General features: G+C 70.5%; 11 protein-coding genes. 3 read left to right on the plus strand and 8 right to left on the minus strand.

Features of this window, described 5'->3' with window-relative positions:
• Positions 1-193: 193 nt before the first annotated feature.
• Positions 194-1,396 carry a lycopene cyclase family protein gene (locus NS4_RS22805; protein ID WP_063061612.1) on the plus strand — a complete coding sequence of 401 codons (1,203 nt, stop codon included), beginning with the start codon at positions 194-196 and terminating at the stop codon, positions 1,394-1,396.
• A gap of 10 nt (positions 1,397-1,406) precedes the next feature.
• On the opposite strand, the gene NS4_RS22810 is transcribed toward NS4_RS22805, so the two are convergent.
• The 3 genes from NS4_RS22810 to NS4_RS22820 all read right to left on the minus strand — a co-directional run bounded on the left by NS4_RS22810 (position 1,407) and on the right by NS4_RS22820 (position 4,359).
• Complete coding sequence (locus tag NS4_RS22810; RefSeq protein WP_063061613.1) at positions 1,407-2,279, minus strand: ABC transporter permease; 873 nt, start codon at positions 2,277-2,279, stop codon at positions 1,407-1,409.
• A 146-nt stretch (positions 2,280-2,425) separates the two neighbouring features.
• A complete protein-coding gene (locus NS4_RS22815) occupies positions 2,426-3,235 on the minus strand; it encodes an ABC transporter permease (RefSeq protein WP_063061552.1) in 810 nt (269 codons plus the stop codon).
• Positions 3,232-4,359, minus strand: a complete 1,128-nt coding sequence (locus tag NS4_RS22820; protein WP_084487610.1) for an ATP-binding cassette domain-containing protein — start codon at positions 4,357-4,359, stop codon at positions 3,232-3,234. Before NS4_RS22820 ends, NS4_RS22815 begins: the two co-directional genes overlap by 4 nt.
• A 267-nt stretch (positions 4,360-4,626) precedes the next feature.
• On the opposite strand from NS4_RS22820, the gene NS4_RS22825 reads away from it, so the two are divergent.
• The gene (locus tag NS4_RS22825; RefSeq protein WP_084487611.1) at positions 4,627-6,144 is read left to right on the plus strand and encodes an aldehyde dehydrogenase family protein; all 1,518 of its coding nucleotides are present in this window, start codon (positions 4,627-4,629) and stop codon (positions 6,142-6,144) included.
• Positions 6,145-6,328: 184 nt separating this feature from the next.
• Here the strand turns inward: NS4_RS22825 and NS4_RS22830 are convergent, their stop codons facing one another.
• The 3 genes from NS4_RS22830 to NS4_RS22840 form a co-directional block, all read right to left on the minus strand.
• Entirely contained in the window at positions 6,329-7,057 is a 729-nt protein-coding gene (locus tag NS4_RS22830) for a MerR family transcriptional regulator (protein ID WP_063061553.1), read from the minus strand.
• Positions 7,058-7,087: 30 nt separating this feature from the next.
• A complete protein-coding gene (locus NS4_RS22835) occupies positions 7,088-8,467 on the minus strand; it encodes a serine hydrolase domain-containing protein (RefSeq protein ID WP_063061554.1) in 1,380 nt (459 codons plus the stop codon).
• Positions 8,468-8,610: 143 nt separating this feature from the next.
• On the minus strand, positions 8,611-9,846 hold the full coding sequence (locus NS4_RS22840; RefSeq protein ID WP_084487612.1) for a TetR/AcrR family transcriptional regulator: 1,236 nt from the start codon (positions 9,844-9,846) through the stop codon (positions 8,611-8,613).
• Between the two features lie 134 nt (positions 9,847-9,980).
• Between NS4_RS22840 and NS4_RS22845 the strand changes: the two genes are divergently transcribed.
• The gene (locus NS4_RS22845) at positions 9,981-10,790 is read left to right on the plus strand and encodes an enoyl-CoA hydratase-related protein (RefSeq protein WP_063061555.1); all 810 of its coding nucleotides are present in this window, start codon (positions 9,981-9,983) and stop codon (positions 10,788-10,790) included.
• 270 nt (positions 10,791-11,060) lie between these two features.
• On the opposite strand, the gene NS4_RS22850 is transcribed toward NS4_RS22845, so the two are convergent.
• Positions 11,061-12,083 carry an alpha/beta hydrolase gene (locus NS4_RS22850; RefSeq protein ID WP_063061556.1) on the minus strand — a complete coding sequence of 341 codons (1,023 nt, stop codon included), beginning with the start codon at positions 12,081-12,083 and terminating at the stop codon, positions 11,061-11,063.
• 300 nt (positions 12,084-12,383) lie between these two features.
• Positions 12,384-21,590, minus strand: coding sequence for an AMP-binding protein (locus tag NS4_RS22855; RefSeq protein WP_063061557.1), 9,207 nt, complete (start codon positions 21,588-21,590; stop codon positions 12,384-12,386).
• Between the last annotated feature and the right edge of the window lie 142 nt (positions 21,591-21,732).

Below are 21,732 nucleotides of genomic sequence, written 5' to 3' on the forward strand. Positions count from 1 at the left end.
GAGCGAGCGCGCATGCTCGTCTTCGCGTATCGGCGCGGCTCGTCTCCCCGGGAGACCCACTTCCCGCCTTCACAAGCGGCCGGCGCCGGAGGCGAGACACCCGCCCGACCAGTAGTGGAACCACCGACGCTACCCCCGCGGGAGCCGACCGTCCTTGTTGCCCTCCCCCGCCCCACCCCGTTGAATGCACTACATGGCAGGCAGCGTGGTCCGTGAGTTCGATATCTGTGTGGTCGGGCTGGGCCCGTCCGGGCGGGCGCTGGCCCACCGGGCCGTCGTGGCGGGTCTTCGGGTCGCCGCCGTCGATCCCCGCCCGGATCGCCTGTGGCCGCCGACGTTCTCCTGCTGGATCGACGAGCTCCCGGACTGGCTGCCGCACAGTGTGATCGCGAGCCGCATTCCGGCGCCGGTGGTCTGGACGACTTCCGAGATCAAGATCGAGCGGCCCTATTGCGTGCTGTCCAAACCGCTACTGCGCGACGCGCTATCGCTCGACGACGCCCAGGTGTACGCGGGTCGGGCGACCCGGGTGGACGCACACGAGGTCGAGCTGGCCGACGGCACGGTGATCCGCGCCGCGGTGGTGGTGGATGCGCGCGGGATGGCCCCGCTGGGCGACCGGCGCGCGGCCAGCGCGCACGGAATCTTCGTGAACGCCGAAACCGCGGCGCCGATGGTCGGGCAGGGCGAGGGCCTGCTGCTGGACTGGCGGCCGGAGAACGGTGCCGGGCCCGACGAGCCGCCGTCGTTCCTGTATTCGGTGCCGCTCGGCGACGGCACCGTGATCTTCGAGGAGACCAGCCTCGGGCTACGTGGCGGGATGCCGCAGCACGAACTGCGCAAACGCACTCTCGCGCGGCTGGCCGCGCACGGTATCGAACTGACCGGTGCGGAGCCGAGCGAGGCCGCGCACTATCCGCTGGACACTCCGCCGCCGAAGAACGGAGTGGGAAAGGTGGTGCCCTACGGGTCGCGCGGTGGGATGATGCACCCCTGCACCGGGTACAGCGTCGCCGATTCGTTCGCTCTGGCCGATACCGCGGTCACCGCGATCCTGGCCGGCGAGGATCCGATCGCGGCACTGTGGCCGTGGCAGGCCCGGCTCACCTACTGGATGCGGATGCGCGGCCTGTGGGGGTTGGGCCGGTTGACCACCGAGCAGTCGATCGCCATGTTCGACTCCTTCTTCTCCGCCTCGCCGCGGGGACAGCGCGCCCTGCTCTCCGCCCACGACGATTACGCGGCACTGGGCGCGGTGCTGTTCAACACCGTCTCGCGCACCTGGCCGTTCCGCTGGCGCTACGACCTTGTCGGCTGGACCAACCGCGACCGCTGGGTCGGTTACCCGTTCGCACCGGCTACTTCCGAGACGCGGTCGGCGAAGCCCCGGAAGTAGCCGGCCGCGATCAGCCGCTGCGCTCGGCGGATTTGCGGTAGCCGCGGACCGCGGGATAGCCGAACACCAGGATGGCGCCCACCACCCACAGCAGGGTGTCCACGAGCGGTTCGGCGACCGGACCGCCGAGGGACAGCCCCTTCATCGCTTCGATGGCGCAGCTCATCGGCTGGTTCTCCACTGTCGACCGCAGCCAGCTCGGGTAGGCGAACACCGGGACGAAACCGGAATTGAAGAACAGCAGCAGGTTCATGAAGATCGCGACCAACTGGACCAGCAGCGGGCCCTCGGTGGAGGCCGCGAGCGCGGTGATGAAGACGGCGAACGCGAGCCCGAACAGGATCGGGATGCCCATGAGACCGAGTGCGGCCCACAGCCCCTGGTCGAAGCGGAATCCGAGAGCGAAACCGACGGCGATGATGATAACCGTGGTGAGCGAGATCCGGATCACCTCGGCGAACAGCCGGCCGGTCAGGCCCGCCGCGCGATGGATCGGCATGGTCCAGAATCTGCCCAGCAGCCCGGTGGCCTTCTCCACCTTGAAACCCAGCGCGCTGACCACCGCGCCCGTCATGGCCGCGACGAGGATGATCATCGGGACGGTGCCGTAGATGGCGGGCTTACCGGTGAAGCCGGAGATGGAATCGTCGAGCACGATCCAGAACATCACCAGGGTCAGCGCCGGGTACACGATCGTCTGGATGGAGGTGGCCGGATCACGCAGCCAGGCGGTCAGCAGCCGTTTGCACTGGATGGAACTGTGTACCGCCCAGACCCTCAGCGAGCGCTCGGACCGCGGCTCGACCCGTGGCAGTTCGAGCGCGGCGATATGTACCGGCAACCTTTCGGCCCCGGTCGCCGCGGTTCGTTCGATAACGCTCATGCCGTGATCCTCGGGCATGAGCGAGGGCCCTGCGTGGTCACGCTCCGCTGCCGCCTCCGTGCCCGACTCGCTCATGCTGTATCTCTGGGGCATGAGCGAGGGCCCTGCGTGGTCACGCTCCGCTACCGCCTCCGTGCCCGACTCGCTCATGCCCGCCTCACACTCGCCCAGACCGCGAACGGGGTGAACACCGCCGCCGCACCGACCAGCCAGAACAATCCCACTCGCAGTACCTCCCAGGTCACCCCGTCACCCGCCATATCGCGCAGCGCGTAGGCGAACTGGGTGATCGGCTGATTGCGTACGAACGGCCGCACCCATTCGGGGAAACCGGTCTCGGGCACGAAACCGCATGACATCATGCCGAAGATCAGCGTCGGCAGGGTGAGCGCCTGGCTCAGCGAGGCGGGGCTCTTGGTCAGGCTGCCCAGCCCATCCGCCCCGACCGCCAGCACGGTCCCGACGGCGATCGCGAAAGCACAGAAACCGACGGTCTGGCCCCAGCCGGCGGTGAACTCGAAACCGATGAGGTGGCCGTAGACGAGCGCCGCGGCCAAGGACACGACCGAACGGAACAGCCCGGCCGCGATCCGCGAGCCCAGCGGTACCAGCATGCCGACCGGCATGGTCTGCAACCGGGTGCTGAATCCGGTGAGCGCCTCGACAGCGGCCAGTTGCGCATTGGACATCATGGTGAACGCCATGGTCTGCAACACCACGATCGGCATGACGAACTGCGCGTAGTCGATGCCCTGGAACTGCATCACATAGCGCAGCGGGAGATAGAAACCGAGGGTGAAGACCAGTGGCATCACGATGGCGGCGATCATCTCGCCCTTGGTGAGCATGGTCCAGACGACGCGTCCGGTCAACGCCCGCCACTGCGCGAACGTGGACACCCGCGTCCGGGGGAGATCGCCGAACAGGTCGGGCCGGGAAACCGCGGGAGCGCTCACGAGGGAACGCCCGGCTGGTCGGTACCGCCCGAGTGCCCGGTGATGGACAGGAACACATCGTCGAGGGAGGGGCGGCGCAGCCCGATATCGGCCAGCGTGATGCCGGCGGCGTCCAACCGGCGCAGCGCCTCGGACAGCGTCGCGGCGCCGTCGGGCGCCGGGATGGAGAGGCGCCCGGACCCGGCGAGGCCGGCGGCAACGGCCGGCGGAACCAGGTCTCCCAGAGCGGTGGCGGCCGAGGCCAGCCGGGTCGGGTCCAGCGGGACGATCTCGCAGTAGCTGCCGCCGGTCTTCGCCTTGAGCTCGTCGGCGGTGCCCTCCGCGATCACCGTGCCCTTGTCGATCACGATGATGTTGTCCGACAGAACATCGGCTTCTTCCAGGTACTGGGTGGTGAGCAGCACGGTGATGCCCTGCTTTTTCAGCGCGCTCACCAGATCCCAGACACCTTGCCGGCTGCGCGGGTCGAGTCCGGTGGTCGGTTCGTCGAGGAAAACCACTTCGGGCCGGACCACCAGGCCGCAGGCGATATCGACTCGCCGCCGCATACCGCCGGAGTACTGGCGGACCGGGCGGCGCCCGGAAGCGACCAGATCGAACTCTTCGAGCAACGCGTCCGCGCGCTTACGCGCCGTCGATTTGCCCAGGCCCATCAGCCGGCCGAACAGTTCCAGGTTTTCCCGGCCCGAGAGGTTTTCGTCGAGCGCGGCGTATTGGCCGGTCATCATGATCGAGCGTCGCACCTCGGCCGGATCCTTGCGGACATCGTGACCGGCCACCACCGCGCTGCCGGAATCGGGACGCAGCAGAGTGGACAGGATCTTCACGGTGGTGGTCTTCCCGGCGCCGTTGGGCCCCAGGATGCCGAGCACGGTGCCGCGGGAGGCCGAGAAGCTCACTCCGCGTAACGCGTGCACCTCACCGAAGGATTTGGTGATGCCCTCGACGCGGACTGTGTCCGCCCAGGCGGGTTTGGAGCGGCTGGGGCGGACGGGTGCGAGCGCCGGCGCGGCACGGCCGTTCCCGTACTCCGATGTCTCGGCGCCGGGCGGGCGGGAATGCACCGATCGAAGCGGTGGGGCATTCTCGCCGGGGGCTGTCACGGCTTCGTTCGAACTCGGCATCAACTCTCCACTATCGGCCTGATCGGCGGGCGGGGTGACCGGCGCATCGGTATCCCCCTGAATGATCCCTGGCGCCGGGCGCGATGTTACCGGCTGAGATACCCGGCGCCGGAGCGCCGCCCTTACCCCATACCGGGTCGAACCAAATGTGCCTTTGCTCACAGCAACCTTGCGGCCGGTCATCCACCCTGGTCGGCGGTGCAGGGACAGTCCATGGGCAGTGCTCGTACCTTGTCGGCGCTACGCCACCACCATAATCTGAGTGCCATGGCCGATACCGCGCAGCCCGAGGTGGCGGCGCGTTCGGGAGGACCCGGCCGACCGAGCGTGCTCACATCCCACGACCCCCGCACCGGCGAGGTGGTGGGCAGTTATGCCGTTGCCGGCCCCAGCGAACTCGAACGCGCGGTCCATGCCGCGCGCACGGTCGGGGATTGGTGGTCGACAGCGGGTTTCGGAACTCGCAAACGACTTCTGCTGGAGTGGAAACGGGTCATCGCGCGCCGGGCCGCGCAGCTGGTGGAGATCCTGCGCGAGGAAACCGGCAAACCAGAGGCCGACGCGGCGATCGAAGTCATGCTCGCCGTGGAGAACCTGGACTGGGCGGCCCGCAACGCCGGTCGCGCGCTGTGCCGGAAACCGCTGGCCTCCAATTGGCTCACCCGCAATCAGCGGGCGTCGGTCGGCTATCTGCCGCTGGGCGTGATCGGCGTCCTCGGCCCCTGGCAGAACCCGGTTTTCACCCCGATGGGTTCGATCGCCTATGCCATGGCCGCGGGCAACGCGGTGGTTTTCAAACCGCACGCGGTGACCAGCGGTACCGGGCTGTGGCTGGCCGAGACCTGGCGCGAGATCGCTCCCGGCAAACCCGTGCTGGCGGCGGTCACCGGCGACGATTCGACCGCGGCCGCCCTGTGCCGCGCCGGGGTCGACAAGATCGCGTACGCGGGGCCGGAAGCCGAAGGCCGGGAAGTGATCTCGCTGTGCGCCCAGACCATGACTCCGGTGGTGGTCGAGAACTCCGGTAAGGGCGCGATGATCGTGCACGTCGACGCGAAACTCGACGACGCCGCCGACGCCGCGGTATTCGGAGCCATGGCCAACGCGGGTCAGAACGCTACCGGCGTGCAGCGCGCCTATGTCGCGGCGTCGGTCTACGACCAGTTCCTCGACCTCGTGGTCGAACGCGCCCGCGCCCTGAAGCCCGGTGCGGACCGGCGTTCGTCCTACGGGCCGATGATCCTGGAATCGCAGACCGAGGTGGTGCGCAAACAGGTCCGCGACGCCCTGGCGCGCGGAGGTCGCGCGGTGGTCGGCGGACTGGATTCCATTCGCGAGCCCTACGTCGAGCCGATCGTGCTGGCCGATGTACCGGAGGAAAGTGTCGCCATCACCGAGGAGGGCATCGGCCCGCTTCTCATCGTGAACAAAGTGCGCGATCTCGACGACGCCGTCGACCGGATCAACGAGGCCGGCCGCGGTATCGCGGTATCGGTGTTCACCCGCGATATCGCCGAGGTCGAGATCTACGCCGAACGGCTACGGGTCGGTGTGGTCACGGTCAATACGGCCACCACCTACGCCAGTATCCCGGCGCTGCCCTTCGGCGGGGTCGGTGAATACGGGCAGGGGCACAGCCACGGCGTACACGGGCTTCGCGAATTCAGCCGGACCCTGTCCATCGCCCGCAACCGCTACGGGGAACCGCTGGGCCTGTCCAGCTTCCACCGCAATGCCCGGCGACTGCGGGTGGCGCGCACGGTTTTCCGGTTCCGCCACGGCTGACCGGCGGCTTCCGGGCCGGCCGGGCGGCGACCACGGATGACGGATAGTTCTCTCTCCTCCCCCGGATCACCGGCGGCGCCCGGCCGGTCGAGGAGAACAGTGTCGCTGTCGTGGTGATCGACATGTCCGGCAGCCCCGGCGGATGGGCCGTCGGGCTCGGTCGGCGCACCACGGTAGACCACCTTCACCCGGGCGAATCGCGTGCCAGAGAGGCGAGCCGATCCCAAGCGGGCGAGGTGCCGGCGATCGATCCGGTCACCAGACGGAGCAGCGCCGGATCCAGGGCCGGGACCGCAGGGCCCGGCCCGCCGGCCCGGCCCGCCAGCCAGCGTGCGGTTCGCTTCGCCAGGCTCGGAAGTCGCGGGTCCTCCGGCGACCAGCCGAACGCGGCATCGTGCTCGATATACAGGGCGCCGAAATCGGGATCGCGCAGCGCGTCGAGCTTGTCGGCGACCCAGTCCGCCGCCTGCTCGGGCGCCACCGAATGCAGCAGGATCCAGATATCGCGCTCCATCCGTACCGCGCGTTCGCTCGCGCCCAACTGCCGCAGCCGATCCAGGTACCCGGCGACCTCCGCCGAGACGAAAAGCCGGTCGCCCCTGCCCAGTTCGGTGAGCCGGGCCCGGGTGCGCCGGATCTCCGCGGCGCGTTCGGCGAGCCCGGCATCGATCTCGGCCAGCGCCGACGCGAACTCCTCGGGACCGGCGGCCAGCAGCTCCTTGATCCGTGCCAGCGGTACTCCCGCCTGCGCCAGTGTCCTGATCCTGACCAGTTCGACGGCATCCTCGGCGCGGTAGCGCCGATAGCCGGAGGAGTCGCGCGGCGGCTCGGGAAGCAGGCCGCGTTCGTGGTAGACGCGCACGGCCTTGGTCGTCACGCCCGCGTATCGCGCGAGCTGTCCGATGGTGATCACAGTTGTTCCCTTCCGACGCGATCCACCCCGTCACCGGGCTCGGCCGAAGAACCGGCCGGCGAGGTCGATTCCCACCACGGCACCGGACTCGTCCCGGGTGAAGTACCCGCGCTGTCCGACCAGGCCACCGGCCGTCACGATGTACTCGTCGGCGTCACCGGGCAGCAGGCCGAGGGCCGCGGGCGGCAGGTCCGGCGGTAGTTCGGTATCCGCGGCAGCCCGGATGCCGGGTTTGATGGCGCAGCCGATCGTCAGCGCGCAACCGTCGGTTTCCAGCGTCAGCCGCATCATCTCGTTCTCGTAGGCCCCGGCGATCTCGGCTGCCCGCGCCGAATCGTAGGGCAGCGGATCCGGGTCGCGTTCCACCAACCCGAGAAAGTGCTCCAGCGCCCACCGCACCGTCGCACGATCGAACTCGAGACCCGCGTCCGGCCCCGCATTGGACATCACGGCCACGGCGAAGTCCCGCTCCGGCACGAGCAGCAGCTCGGCGAACTGCCCGTTGCCCGATCCGCCGTGCCCGATGGTCGCGACACCGTCGACCTCGCGCAGGAACCAGCAGAGGCCGAACCCGTCGCCCAGCGTGCTGCCGCGTAGTTCCACCGTCTGCTCCCGCATCCGATGCAGCGAGCCGGCGGTCATGATCCGGTCGCCCGCGGCGGTCCGGCCGTCGCCGAGATGGAAGCGCGCCCAGCGCAGCAGATCGCCGACCGAAGAGACCAGCCCGCCACCGGGATTGTTGGATCGGTTGTCCTTCCACTGAGCGGCCACCGTGAGATCGCCGTTGTCCCCGGTGTTGTGGCCGACCGCGAAACGGCGGGTCATCACCTCGTTGTGCAGGTACCCGCTGCGCGTCAGATCCAGGGGCTCGAGCAGCAGGGTTGCGACGGCCCGCTCGAAGGCCTGCCCGGTGATGCTCTCGATGATCCGGCCCACCAGGTTGAAACCGGCCTGACTGTAGGACGCCCGGGTACCGGGTTGGCCGACCAGTGGCGCCGCCGCGAGCAGCTGCGCGTGCCGGGCAAGAGCGTCCGCGCCTTCCCCGGGATCGGCACTCAGCTTCCATTCCAATCCCGCGGTGTGATTGAGCAGCTGCGCCACGGTGATCGCATGCGCCGCGACACCGGGCCCGGTGAATTCCGGCACATACCGTCGCACCGGCGCGTCCAGATCCACCAGCTCCTGATCGACAAGTCGCAGCAACGCGGTCGCGGTGAACGTCTTACTGACCGATCCGATGACGAATCCGGTGTCGCGATCCACCGGAAGCGGGTTGTCCACACTGGTCACCCCGTGGCAGCCGAAGTACTCCCGGCCCGCCGCCGTGACACCTACCGCCACCCCCGGCACCCCCAGTTCGGTCGCCGCTGCCGCGACGAATGCGGCCATCTCTCGTTCGATTTCGCTCATGGACCGATCGTCGATCCTTGCCCCTGGGGCAAGGTCAAGCCCTGCTCCCGAATCACCTGCGCGACGGTCGGGCAGGCGGCCCCGAAGTGCTACCGGCGGTCGATTCGCCACGCTCCCTGCCACCCGGGTCCGGGCGAGGCCGATCAGGCCGGCGAAGAACCGAGCATGGCCGCCATCATGAGGGCGTGCACCCGGGCCATGTGCTGAGGCCGGGAATCGAAACGGATCAACCGGCCCACATCGATGACCTGGCCGATCGCCGAATGCACCCGGAAGCGCGCCTCGATCGGATCACCATCGAGCAGATTCGCCCACTCGTGCACGTTCTGCCGCTGGATGGCCCGCAGTTTGTGCTGTTCGGCCGGGGGCAGATTCGGGAATTCCGCGTAGTACACCGGCATGATCTCCGGCATGGTGAAACTGAGCCGGACGTAGCGGTCGGCGATCTTGTCCACCGCGTCGGCACGCCCGCTGGCCTCGGCGAGTGCCTCGGTGATGGCGAAGGCCAGCCGGTCGCCGGTGCGGTGGAAGGCCGCCGCCAGCAAATCGGATTTGCTGCTGAAGTATCGGTAGACACTGGAGGCGTTGATGCCGACGGCCGCGCCGATCTCCTCGATACTGGCCTCGTGGTAGCCACGGCGGCCGAAGATCCGGATCGCCTCGGTGAGCAGCTGTTCCCGTTTGGAGGTCACCGGCAGCCCGCGCGGGGTGTTGTCGGGTTCGCCTGCTCCGGGGGCGGGCGGCAGGTCGGTACGCACGATCGACCAGGCCATATCGTGCAGCAGCGGCAGCAGTTTGGCACTGGAGAGGGCGGTGCGATGCGCCGAGATACTGCCGATCACGCTGAGCACGGCGGCCGCCAGCAGGGCGATGTCCTCCGGCGGGGCCTCCGGACGGAGTCGCGCGATCGGCGCGGCCAGCGTGTCGTTGATCTCGTTGTAGAGAGTGCGGATGCGGGCGCGGTCGGGCTGCTCCAGATAGCGGCCCTCCCACCGGTACAGACCCGCCTCGCGCCGGATCTCGATGGTGTGCTCGGCGACCGCTCGGATGAGGGCGTCGAGACGTTCTTCCGGCTTCGCTTCCGGCTCGTCCGCGGCCCGGGCCGCCTCGAGCAGTTGCCGGGCGCCTTCCTCCGCGGCGGCGACCAGAAGGGCATATTTATTGGCGAAATGGCGGTACAGTGCAGGGCCGGAGATCCCGACCTCGGCCGCGATTTCGTCCACGCCGACCGGATAGTAGCCACGTTCGCTGAAGGCCCGGGCCGCGGCGCGCATGATCTGGACCTTGCGGTCCTTCGGCCGGCGCCGCCCGCCCTGGCCGGTGCCACGGTCGGCCGGACGCATGCGCACCGGGTCCACCCGGCTGCTATCCGCGACCATGCATTCTCCGTTCGCCTCGGCAGCGCCGCCGGTGTTGACAGCGCCCGACAAGTCAACCTAAGTTAACCACAATTCGCAACGTTAACCGCTATTCGCCACCCGGTCGGCACCGGAGGGCACTCGATGGAGCGCGCATGGTCAACACAGATTCCCCCACCACGCAGCCGGCGGGTTTCTCCGCCGTGCAGGACGGCCGGGTACTGCGGGTCACCCTCACCAAGCCCAAACGCAAGAACGCGCTCGACTACGACTCCCTGGTCGCACTGGGCGACACCTTCCTCGCCGCCGCGCAGGACAAAGCCGTACGGGTGGTGGTGCTCACCGGCGACGGAGGCGACTTCTGCACCGGCGCCGACCTGGCCGCCAGCGCCGAGGAGGGCGCCCGCGGCATCACCCCCGACCAGGTGATGGACGCCGCCAACCGGCTCGTCCGCGCCATCGTCGACCTGCCGGTGCCGGTCATCGCCCGCCTGCGGGGCGCGACCGCCGGGGTCGGTGTCGGTATCGCGCTGGCCGCCGACCTGGTCTACGCCGAAGCCGACTCCTATCTGCTGCTGGCGTTCATCAATATCGGCCTGATGCCCGACGGTGGAGCCGCGGCGCTGGTGGCCGCGGCCGCGGGCCGCCCGCTGGCCGCACGGCTGGCGCTGCTCGGTGAGCGCCTACCCGCTCCGGCAGCCCGCGCCGAAGGCCTGCTCACCGAGGTCCTGGCCACCACCGAGGAACTCGACGCCGCGGTCGAGGCCGCCGCCGAGAAGATCTCCCACGGCCCGCGGCGCGCCCTCGAACTCACCAAGAAGGCCCTCAACCGGGCCACTCTCGGTGCGCTGGACTCGGCCCTGGCCGACGAGAAGGCGGGGCAGGTCGAACTGCTGCAGTCCCCCGACTTCTTCGAAGGCGCCGGCGCCATGCTGGGCAAGCGCAAAGCGGTCTTCGCGGAGTAAGCGCGACCACGGTCACGACACCCGTTCTGCCCGCCGGCAGGGCGGGTGTTTCCGTACCCTGGGAACCGACCGCGGATGTATCGGGCGGCGCTACCGGGCCGGACCGAAGCCGGTGCGCTCAACCGAGTCCGGCCGCATCACCCGGCAGCACCCTGATGCTCTCCGCGCCCGCCCTCGGGCACGGTCCCGGCGCGGAGGCCGAGATACGAAGAAGCCCGTGCCGGGCCGGCACGCGGCCGGCCCGGCACGGGCATACGGAACAGCGGTGGACTAGAGGCCCAGGCCGCGGGCCAGAACCGGCCACGACACCTTGAACTCGTCCTCCCAGTAACCCCAGGAGTGGGTGCCCGAGTCACGGAAGTTGAAGGTGGCCGGGATACCGAGGGAATCCAGCCGCGTCTTCAGGTTGTGGGTGCAGAAGTTGGTGCCCGCCTCGATGACGCCACCGACCAGGATCTGATTGGCCAGCCCGTAGGAGCCGGGCAGGGTGTGCGGGCCGTTCAGGGTGTCCCAGCGGCCGGGCAGACCGTTACCGGTGGAGACGTAGAGCTCGAGACCGCGCAGCCCTTCGGCGTGGACGTACGGATCGTTCGCGGCCCACTCCGGCGAACCCTGCGGACCCCACATGTTGTCGGTGTTGCCGCCGCCCCACGTGTTCACGGTGAGCTTCACGAACTCCGAGCCGACCGGGTCGCTGGTCTGGGCGCAACCGCTGTAGGCGGCGGCAGCCTTGTAGAGACCGGGCTTGGCGATCGGCAGGGCCAGCACGGTGGTGCCCGAGGTGGACAGACCGGCGATGGCGTTCACACCGTTGGTGCCCAGCGCGCCGTCGATCAGCGGCGGGAGCTCTTCGGTGAAGAAGGTCTTCCACTTGTTGCGGCCCAGCGCCGGATCGTCCTTGATCCAGTCGGTGTAGTAGCTCCAGGCGCCGCCGATGGGCTGGATCACATTGACGTTCTTGTCGGACAGGAATTCGAGGGTGTTGGTCTGGGCCTGCCAGGACGCGGAGTCCTCGCCGCCACCCGCGCCGTTGAGCAGGTAGAGGGTGGGCCGGGGCACCGAGGCGTCGGCCGGACGCTGGACATCGACGACGATGTCCTTGTCCATGGCCACCGAGTTCACATACAGCCGCAGCGTGCGGTCGTCCTTGTACTCGGCCTTGACGATGCGTGATCCGTCGGGCGCGGTGGGGTCGGCGAGCAGTGTCTTGGATTCGATGATCGGATCCGCGCCGGCGGTACTCCCACCGAGGCCGGTCATCACACCGGTCAGAACTGCCGTGGCCGCGACCATCGCCGCGGCGCGCCTACCGCCACGCCGGGTGAGTCGACGTATCAATTTCGCACCTTCGCTTCGTCTCGAATTTTCATCCGGGCTCTTTCCGCACCGCGACAACCGGCTCCAGGACCCGAACGCCTCACAGTAACGGGGCAGGTCTCGTCCACCCCGAGAGTTCTGTCCCTGTAGTCGTACTTTGCGGACATATCGTTACCGTAGCGTTGCCCGAATATCTCGCTTCGGCCCGGTCGACCGGATCTGGGAATTCAGTACCGATGCTCACCCGGCTCGATGATTCGGGACACGCGGCGCGGTTCAATCATGCCCGCCGCGCCGAGAGCCGCTGATGAGCGACCCGCCGACGCGTTCGACACGCCCGAGATATTCCAGCACACCGTCCCGGCGGCGGACCAGGTCCCCCGTCCGGTACAGCCGTCCCCCACCACCGGTGGCGACGAACCTGGCTGCCGTCTCCGCGGCGGCGGCGTGGTAACCCCGGGCCAGCTGCGGACCGCCGATGTACATCTCGCCGACCGTGCCCGGCGGTACCGGGCGCAACTGCTCGTCCAGCAGGTACACCCGGTCGTTGGTGACCGGCCGTCCGCCGACCGACCCCACGGTGATCACACCGGTCTCGTTGTGGCCGTACCAGATCACCAGCTCCGCGCCGGGCAGCAGCGTGGTGAACCGTTCGACACCGCCGGGCGGAAGAGCCGCGCCGTCCACCACGACCCGACGCAGGCTGGGATGCGCGGCGCGGCCGCCGCCGTCGGTCACCGAATCGAGGAACCGGTCCAGCAGGGAGGGGACCACGTGCACGACCGTCACCTTGTGGGCGGCGATCGAACGGGACAGGTCGGCGGCCCGGCCCGGATTGTCGGGCATCAGGAGCTGGGCACCGTGATGCAGGGGCCGGAACAGCTCCCACAGCGTGATGTCGGTGACGGTCGGCGCCGCGTGCAGGACCAGATCGGACGAATCATAGGGGTGGCTGCGCTGAGCCCGCCGCAGGCGCTCGACCAGTTGCCGGTGGGTGCTCGTGACACCGGCCGTCCCGCCGGGGACGTACCGGATATCGGCGAGGTCGTCGGGGGCGATGCGCGGGTCACCGGACGGATCGGTGGGCAGGTCCAGATACAGCAGGTCGATGGCGACCACCGAAATACCGGTGCCGGTGGTGACACCCTCGTCCGAGGTGCTCAGCACGCAGATGGGGGCGGCCGTGGCCAGCAACTCGTCGACTTCCGCGGCCGGGCGACCGGGATCGACCGGCACATATCCGCCGCCCGCGCGCAGTACCGCGCAGACCGCGACCACCAGGTCGATACCGGGTCGCATGGCCACGGCGACCAGGGTTCGGCCGCCGACGCCGAAGCGGATCAGCTCCACGGCCAGCGCCCGGGACTTGCGGTCCAGTTCGCTGTAGCTCAGCACCCGCGCCCCCTGCCGCACGGCGGGGACCGCGGGAGTCCTTCTCACCTGTTCGTCGAACAACGACAGCAGGGTGCTCTGGTCGTCGTGCGAGGCCGGATCGAGGACCGGAGACATATAGGCGGTCGTCTCCACATCGGGGATCGGCCGCAAGAAGGTGGTGGGCTCCGGGTCGGCGGTGAGCTCGGGCCCGGGTGCGTCCGCCGGTACGGGGGCGGGGGCCGCGGGCTCGGCACGCTTCAGGGTCCAGTCACGGGGTTCGGACGACGCCGTTTCGTCGCGGAGGGGTTGCGGCCGCCGCCGCGGAAGGGCCGGCGGGAGCTCGACCGGTGCCGATTCGTCCGCGCCATGGAGCCCACGCTCCGGCAGCGGGGCCGGGGCGGGGTCGGAGGCGGTTTCGGTGGCCGGACTGTCCGCGGCCACCGTGGAGCGGGCACCGCGCTGTGGCAGCGCAGGCGCGCTCGCCGATTCGGAACCGGTCTCGGCGGGCGCGGGTCGCGCTTCGGCGGCGGGGCGGCGCTCCGGCAGCGGATCCGGTACGACTCCGCTCTCGGGGGACACGGGTTCGGAAAGAGTTGCCGCGGAATCGGCGTCGGGCTGCGCGCCGAGCCGAGACCGGCGCTGCGGCAACGAAGCCGGTGACGATTCGGACGCCCCGGTCGGTTCCGCTTCCGCGAGCGAGCCGCTGTCGGGCCGCGGACGACGCCGCGGCAGTCCCGGCGGCGCGGCGGCTTCGGACGAGTCCGCGTCCGCGCCGGGGCGTTCCGCTTGCGCGGCGGATCCGGACCGCCGCCGGGGCAGCGCCGGCGGCGCGCCCCCGTCGGCGCCCACCGGCTCGGCGGCAGGACCGGCGTCGTGCCGGTGCCCACCCTGCGGCGGCGGGGCCGAGGGCTCGTAGGACTGCTGCGATACCGGCTCACCGGCAGGTCCGCTGTCGTCGTGGCGGGGCCGCCGCTGCGGGAGGCCACCGGATCGCGCGACCGATTCCGGACTCGCGGTGTCGGGTGCCGAATGCGACGGCTGCGGGCGGCGTTGCGGCAGCGAGGCCGGGGTCGATGTTCCGGCCGAATCGGTCTCGCCCATAACGGCCGCTGTGTCGACCGCAGGCGTGGTGTCGCGCCGCGGGAACGCGTTCCGCTCCGGCTCCGGCTCCGGTTGCGTGGGCGCACCCGCGCCGATGACCGAGCGGCGTTGCGGTAGCCCGGAAGCGGTTCCGGCCTCCCCGGCGTCGGTACCCGCGGCGATCGTCGCCGGTGTCTCGGCGCCCGGAGTCCGGCGCCGCGGCAGCCCGCCCCGGGAGGGTGCGCCTGCTGTGTCCGGTAGCGGATCGCCGGCGGCCGCGGGTTGCGCGTGACGCCGCGGCAGCCCACCGCGGCCCGGCTCGGGCATCTCGGCATCCGGCATACCGGCGACCGGCCGGAGCAGTGAGGTGACCTCCGCGTCCGGTACCGGCTCGGGTACAGGCGCGGACTCCGTCCTGGCGGCGGGCTCCGGGTCGGCCGCGGGCTGCGAATCGGGCGCGGACTGCGACGTCGACACCGACTCCGACGCGGGCGCGAACTGCGACGCGGGCGCGAACTCCGAGGGGGACACACACTGCGACGCAGACACAGGCTGCGGCGCGGACGCGGACTGCGACGCGGAGGCGGAGGCGGAGGCGGGCTGGGCGGGTCCGATATCCGGGCGCAACCCGTGCTCGGCGAGGCCGCCGAGCGCGCGGACCCAGTGCTCGGCGAAGGTTTTCACATCCTCACCTGCGAGAACTTCGGTCGCATAGTCGAACCGGCACAGCAGGCCGTCGTCGGTGGCGTCGACGGCCAGTGCCAGCAGCACTCCGTCGGCAGGGCCGTCGGTGTGGACCCGGGCCGGGCGCAGATCCCGATAGCGCAGGGTGAACCGGCCCGATTCGGCGGCGGCGAACTCGGCGGTGGTCTCCGGGTTCAGGTGGCGTAGAAGCGCGTAACCCGCGCCGCCGTCGGGTACCGACCGGTACAGGTCACGGATCTGGACCAGCGCGCTGCCCGCGGCGGGCCCGCCGACCAGGGCCTCGGTGGTATCGATATCGACGATCCGGACCGACAGCGGGAATTCCGTGGCGAAACCACCGACGAGATCGTCGGCGCCGTTCGCCAGCGAACGGGCGTCGGCGTCACAGCGCACCAGGGATCCGATCGCGCGGGCGACTTTGCCCTGTGCACCGGTATGCAGGGCGACCGCGACAGCGGTCAGCAGCACCTCGGGCACAGTGGCCCCGTAGGCGGCGGCCGCGGCGGTCACCGCGGCGGTGCCCTCGGCGGTGATGGCCAGCGAGACCCGGCGGCGGACCCGGAGGTCGGCCGTCCCGAGCGGGGCCGCGATCTGCGCGCCGGCCAGATTGCGCCGCCACCACCCGGACTCGTCCAGTAGTTCGATGGAGCGGGCGCGTGCGTCCAGGGCGTGCACGAGCTGTGGCAGTTTGTTCTCGGGTGCGGCCGCGGCGAGATCGGCGCCGGTCCAGCCGGCGATCAGCTCGTCGACGATTATCCGCCATGAGCGGTCGTCGACGGCCAGTCCGTTGGCCACCACTACGAGCCGACGATCCGGCTCGCTACCGGTGACGACGAAATGGATATTGCGCCCGGTCGCGGGATCGAGCGCGTCGGCCGCCGCCTGCACCACATCGTCGGTGGCGATGGTGTTCTCATTGGACTCCGGTCCGAGCCACCAGTACTGGTGCTCGCCACGCTGCTCCCGCGGCGGAATCGACAGCGCCGGTGGCCGGTCGCCGGTGTGGAGCCGGGCCGACAGCATCGGGTGCCGGGCCATCAGCGACCGCACCGCGGTTTCGGTCCGGCTCAGCGGCTGGTCGGACGGTAGATCGAGCACCACCGACCGGACCTCGACCCCGGGGACCGGATTGTCCAGCAGCCGGGCGGCGGTGGGGGTCGCGGGCAGTTCACCGCTGATCTCCGTCGCGGTGGCGGTGAACGAGACCGAAGCGGACGCGGCGGCTGCACCGGTCGAGTTGGGTTCGGCCGGCCGCGGTTGCGGTTCCGCCGGTGCCGGCTCCGCGGGGCCGGGCGCTGAGGTGGGGGCGACGAGCACGTCCGCGGCCCACGGGCCCGGGTCCGGCGGGAGCGGCGCGATCTCGTCGGGGTCCGGTAGCCGGGTTCGATCGGGTGCGCCGGTGCCGGTCGGCGGGATCTGCTCGACGGCCGCGAAAGCCGACGGCACCAGGTCCACGGGCACCGTCTGCGCGAGTGCGGCGCGAATCCGGGCGAGGTCGGGTTCGGCCTCGGTCTGTTCGGGGACGACGTAGGCGACCAGGCGGGCGCCGGGGCGCGCGGCCGACGATACGGCCGGACCGGTGCCACGGGCGAGTACCGCGGCCTCGGCGATACCGGGCAGGGCGCGCAACGCGGCCGCGACCGCGGCGGGACGCACGCGGTGGCCCCGGAAACCGAACTGGTCATCGGTGCGGCCCAGGTGTTCGAGCCGCTGTGGGGTGGTGGCGGTGGCATCGCGCCACCGCACCATGTCACCGGTCCGGTACATGCGCTGGCCGTAACCGAAGGGGTTGGCCACGAACCGGTCCGCGGTGGCACCGCGCCGACCGAGGTACCCGCGAGCGAGCTGGTCACCGGCCAGGTACAACTCACCGGGTACTCCGGGCGGGACCGGCCGCAGCCGCGAATCCAGCACGTAGACCCGGGTGTTCCACTGTGGCAGTCCGATCGGCACCGACCGATCCGCCGACCCCGCGGCCGGCCAGGACGTCGCCGACACCGTGGTTTCGGCGGTTCCGTACAGGTTCTGCGTCCGCGCACCGCAGCGTTCCCGGACCACCCCGGCCGTTTCCGGCGCCAGCGGACCGCCGGTCACGAATACCTCGCGCAGACTGCGCATCGGGCCCGGATCGGCGTGCTCGGCGAACGCGGCGAGTTCGTCGGGCCCGAAATCGGTCACCGTCACCGCCCGCGCGGCGATCGTCGCGGCGATACGCTCCGGGTCCCGCGCTCCGGTCGGGGCCAGGGCCAGTTCCGCGCCGGCGCGCAGCGGCAGGAAGGTACCCCACAGGGAGGTGTCGCGGGTGGGGGGATTCTGCTGGAGGTAGACGTCGGTGAAACCCATCGGGTACTGGGCGAGCATCAGCGTGATCTGGTTGTTGATCGCGCTGTGCGAGAGCACCGTCAGTTCCGGCCCGTCCGGCGCCACCGAGGCGCACAGCAGGTAGGCCGCGTTGCCGGGGCGTATTTGCCGGATCAGCTCCGCCGGGCGCACCGGATCGGCGGCGTGGCGGGCGAGGTCCTCGGCACCGGTCACGAGGATCGGTGGCTGCGGGCGGGCCGTCGTTTCCACCGCGGCCGCCAACCGCGCTTCATCGGCCGGAGCCACCAGCACACAGGCCGGGCCGGCGATATCGATGACCCGCGCGTTCCAACCCGCCGGATCGTCGGGGTCCAGCGGCAGGCAGACGCCACCGGCGGTCAGCACCGCGTAGATCGCGACCAGCAGCTCGGTGGAGTTCCGCAGTGCCACACCCACCGGCGTCTCGGTACCGACTCCGGCCTCGATCAACTGCCGGGCCAGCCGATTCACCCGGGCGTCGAATTCCTGGTAGGTCAGTTCGGTTTCCGCGTCGGCCACCGCCACGGCGTCGGGGCGGGTGGCAGCGGTACGGCGGTAACCGTCGAGCAGCAGATCCGGCGCGACCGGGTACCGGGTGTCGTTCCAGACCACCAGCAGCCGATCGAGATCGGCCCGCGACAGCAGGTCGATATCGCCCACCGGACCGTCCGGATCACCACCGGCGACGGTGAGTACGCGCTGCAACCGGCGCGCGAATTCGGTGACGGTGGCGGTGTCGAACCGGTCGGCGGCATAGTGCAACGCGGCCGCGATCCCATCCGGTGAACCGTCGGGCGCGCGGTGGGGGTCGATGACCAGCCGCAATCCGCACTCGGCGGAGGCATTCGCGATCTCGATCGGCTCGGTGGACAGGCTCGGCATCTCCAGTCGCGGAACATCGTTGTGTCGCAACGAGATCGCCATATCGAACAGCGGTCCACCGACACCGATCGCCGCGTCCACGATCTCGAAGGGCAGATCCGCGTGGGCGAATGCCGCGCGATCGGATCGGGCGACCCGGGCGACAAGGTCGAGAAAGGACTCCGCCGGATCGATGCGGGTGCGCAGGACGACGGTGTTGGCGTAGGGGCCGATCGCGTCGTCGAGTTCGCGTTCGTCGTGCCCACGCACCGAACTGCCGAGCACGATATCGGTGACGGCCGCCGAACGGGCCAGCAGCACCGCGAAGGCCGAGCGCACCACGATGAACTCGGAGACCTCACCGCGGCGGGCGATATCGGCGATCCGGCGATGGGTGCGGGTGCCGATCTCGAAACCGTGCACACCGTAGCCGGTGGCGCCGGAGTCGCCGGTGGCGGCCGGAATCTCCAGCCGCGGCGGCAACCCCGCCAGGTATTCGCGCCAGAACGCCAGCCGGGCCGCGGCGAGCGATTCCGGATCGGTGCTGTCGCCGAGCTCGGCCTGCTGGTTCAGGAAATAGTCCAGGTACTGCACCGACAGCGGCTGCCACAGCGGCCGCGATCGGTTGCGCCGGCCCAGGAAGGCCCGCAGCAGGTCCCGCAGTAGCAGACCGGCCGACATCTCGTCGGCGAGGATGCGATGCACGACCACCGCGACCACGTGTTCCCGGGGGCCGGTCTCGGCCAGCGCGAACCGTACCGGCACCTGCTCGGGATCGGCGACGTCGAAATCGGTCCGCGACAGCGCCTGCAGCCAGTCGGCGAGTTCGGCGGGCGCGACCGGTTCGGGGACCACTTCCGGAACCGCCTGTTCCCGCGGCAGCACCACCTGTTGCGGTGTGCCGCCGGCCTCCGGGTAGACGGTGCGCAGCGTCTCGTGCCGGTCGACCACATCGGCGACGGCGGCCTGCATGGCCGTCACGTCCAGGGTGCCGGTCAGGGTCATCGCGGCGGTGACGGTGTCGGCGCCTTCTTCAGGGGTGAAACGGTTGCGTTCCCACAACCGCAGTTGCCCCGGCGAGAGTGGAATGAATTCGGGTCGTCGGGTCGCGGCCGGGCGGTCGTCCGAGGCCGCAACCGGTTCCGGCGCCGGAGATTCCCGCACCGGCGGCGAGGCGGCGGAGTCGGGCCACAGCGGGCTGCGGGCATTGCTGTCCCGGGCACCGAACGGGAAATCCGAGGCCCCGGATTCCGGGCGCGTGGCAGGTAGCACCGCCGGGCTCGGGCCCCGGTGTCCCGGCACCGGCGCGGCCGCGTCCTCCGGCATGTTCTCGTAGAACGCCAGTGCGTCACCGGCCGCCCGCAACGAACTCCCGCGGGAGGTCTGCGCATCGCTCGGCGCGGGCAGTTGCCGCCCGCTGCTCAGCCAGGTGTCGGCATCCGGATCCGCCGGCGCGTTCACCTCGGCCGCGGTGGGCGAAGGCTCCTCGGCCCGGGCACCGCGGGCGCCCAGCGGATGCGAGCGGTCGGGCATCTCCAGGTAGCCGCGCCCGGGCAGGTCCATATCGCGCCGCTCGGAGGCGAGCCGGCTGTCTCCCCCGGGCAGTCCGCGGATGGGCGATACGGGCGCCTGATCGGGAGCGGCGGGATCTCCATGGGACAGCCCGTAGCCGTATCCGGCGAAGGTCTCCGGCTCGACCGGTTGCTCCGGTTCGGGGTGCGCCAGGCCTGGCTCTTCGGGCCGGACCCCGATTTCGCGGATCGGCAGACTCTGTTCGAAGTCGGCCGACGATTCGGGGGACGCTGCCTCGGGGGCCGCCTCGGCTTCGGCGGCCGGCGGCGCCACCTCCGCGGCGCCCGGCTCCGATGCGTCCGGCAGCGCCGGCTGCAGGAACGGTAGGTCGACCCGCCCTACGTATTCCATCTCGCCGTCACCGGCGCGGCGCACCAGGTCACCGGTGCGGAAGAGCCGGGAACCGTCGTCGGCGTAGGGGTCGGCGACCAGCAACTGCGCGGTGCGCCCGGGCCGGCGGTGATAACCGCGGGCCAGTTGCGGACCGCCGAGATACAGCTCGCCCACCTCTCCGTCGGGCACCTGCGTGAGCTGTCCGTCCAGGATATGGGTCGTCACACCGCGGATCGGCGCACCCACAGTGGGTGCCCGGCCGGGAGTCAGCGCGGTGCTGATGCTGGTCATGATCGTGGCCTCGGCCGGCCCGTACCCCTGATAGAGCGCCCGGGTCGCCCCGCCGGCGACGGGAACCGCCCAGCGCGACACCGATTCGGGCGGGCACGGCCGGCGCCCGGTCAGCACCACACCGAGTTCGTCGAGTCCCGCCGGATCCATCACCTCCAGGGCCTCCGGTGTGAGGTAGGCATGGGTGACACCGGTGCGACGCAGCAGTTCGGTCAGTTCGTCCGCAGTGGACACCAGCGGGGAAACCACCACCATGGTCGCGGCGCCGCCGAGCGCGAGCAGCAGTTCCAGTACGGCCGAATCCGAGGGAAGCGGCGCGAAATTCAGCGTGCGGTCCTCTGGTTCGACCCGGAAGCGGCCCTGCTGTTCGGAGCACAGGCCGGACAACCCCGCCTGGGTGACCACCACGCCGTCCGGCGAGGCCCCGCTGTCGCCGGCGTAGCTGACATAGGCGGGATGTTCGGCCCGCAGCGGGCGGATGCGGTCGGCGTAGGTGACCGGTTCGGCGGAGAACTGCTCCAGGGCCCGGGCGGTGTCGACCGTATCGACGTGCAACCATTCGATCTCGTCGGGCAGTTCGTTGCGGACCCAGGAGACCGCCAGGCCGTAGACCGCACCGACATCGACCAGCAGATGCGCGATCCAGTTCGGCGGGTAGGCGGGATCGATCGGTACGAAACCCGCACCTGTCTTGGCCACCGCCCAGACAGCCAGCACCGCGTCCAGCGAACGCGGGATGGCCACGGCCACCAGATCCTCCGGACCGATACCGCGCGCCATCAGCGACCGCGCCAATCGGCTCGACCAGGCGTCCAGATCGGCGTAGCTGACCTGCTCCAGCGGGCCGGTGCCGTCGGCGAGTACGAGCGCCGCACCGTCGGGATTGGTCTCGACAGCGTTCGCGATCAGCTGCGGAAGGGTGGTCACGCGGGGCCGCCGGGTTCGGTGGGGCCGGGTCCGGACTGGCCGCGTCATACCGTTTTCGCCCTCCGGAGGTGGTCACACCGCTGACCGACTACCGCATCCATCTGTCCGCCTCGCCTGCCTATCGCACTTCACCGCCGCGCCC

It is taken from the genome of Nocardia sienata NBRC 100364 (assembly GCF_001613205.1).
Classification (GTDB): domain Bacteria; phylum Actinomycetota; class Actinomycetes; order Mycobacteriales; family Mycobacteriaceae; genus Nocardia; species Nocardia sienata.